At 61.9% G+C, this 1,157-nt stretch carries 2 protein-coding genes; both read left to right on the top strand.

The genetic code is table 11. The features are described from left to right. On the top strand, positions 1-680 hold a 680-nt coding region (locus H7F49_RS19230; RefSeq protein WP_328806874.1), incomplete at its 5' end, for an MFS transporter. 85 nt (positions 681-765) lie between these two features. Next, on the top strand, positions 766-1,157 hold a 392-nt coding region (locus H7F49_RS19405; RefSeq protein ID WP_214647922.1), incomplete at its 3' end, for a hypothetical protein.

Raw genomic sequence — 1,157 nt, forward strand, 5'->3', positions numbered from 1 at the left:
TTCCGATCTTCCTCGCCATGTTTGCGTTCGTATTCGAGCCGGAAGTTCCCGTTTCCCACCCGGCGGCCGAAGATGGTTTGCACGACCGGTCGCCGTTCCCCGTCCGGCAGATCGCCCTGATCGGCGGGGTGACTCTGCTCTGCTCGATCATCTATTACGTCTATGCAGTGAATGGCGGCCTCGCCTTCCGCGAGGTCGGCGTGGAATCGTCGGACGAGCTTGGCCGGATCACCTTCTTGCCGAGCCTCGGGGTTTCCCTCGGCGCAGCCATCTTCTGGCTCATCGGCAAGCGCCGTTCAGAAGTCGCCTTCGCGCTCCTGCTGGCGCTGGTGGGCGGGGGGCTATGGCTGATCGGCGTCGCTCCGGATTGGAAGTGGATGGCTGCGGGCGTGGTTTTCCAGCAGACCGGGGTCGGCATGATGATCCCGACACTGATCACCTGGGCGCAGCGCGACCTACCGGTTCAACATCGCGGACGCGGCATGGGTGTCTGGACGGGCTGCTTCTTTCTCGGTCAGTTCCTGAGCCCGCCGCTCGTGACCGTGGGGCAAACCGCAATCGGCAGCATGCAGGGCACGTTTGCGGCTGCCGGCATGGCGGCACTGGTGGGCGTGCCGATCGCTCTCAGATCGCTGCTGCTGTCCGGAAGCTCGCCAAGATCGGATGTCGTTGCAGGTTAGGCGACATGTGCCCGATCGGTACCAAAGGCACGGATCTGAGGTTGTGACTTAGGGAGGGCTTGTGCTTCGCCGAAATCACGGAGGGATGGGGAAGAACGCCAAACAGGCCGATACAAATCCAGCCTTTTCCACCTCCCTGTTGACAAGACCGCCAACTCAATTCGATCTCACGCCAACGCCGCAGGTTTGCACTGTCTGCGAAACTCGCCTTCAGAACAAGGCGTCTATCGCCAAGCCTTTGCTGTCGTCGCGCAGTTTAGAACGGACACAGCTGCTGCCACTCACCTCGGTTCGCATTGCCGTTGATGAGGGCGTCGGCTTTTGCGATGCAACTTGCCATTCGGCACAAAGCGAACGCACGACGGCTTTGTCGAAGGGTTTCGGGCGCCGGGAGGCGTACGAAAGTCTGACATGTACGACCCGCGGGAGGCAGGCGTTGCGCTATGGGGATTTCGGGTCGGCGCCGTGGGAGATGTG

Source organism: Novosphingobium aerophilum (assembly GCF_014230305.1).
Taxonomy (GTDB): domain Bacteria; phylum Pseudomonadota; class Alphaproteobacteria; order Sphingomonadales; family Sphingomonadaceae; genus Novosphingobium; species Novosphingobium aerophilum.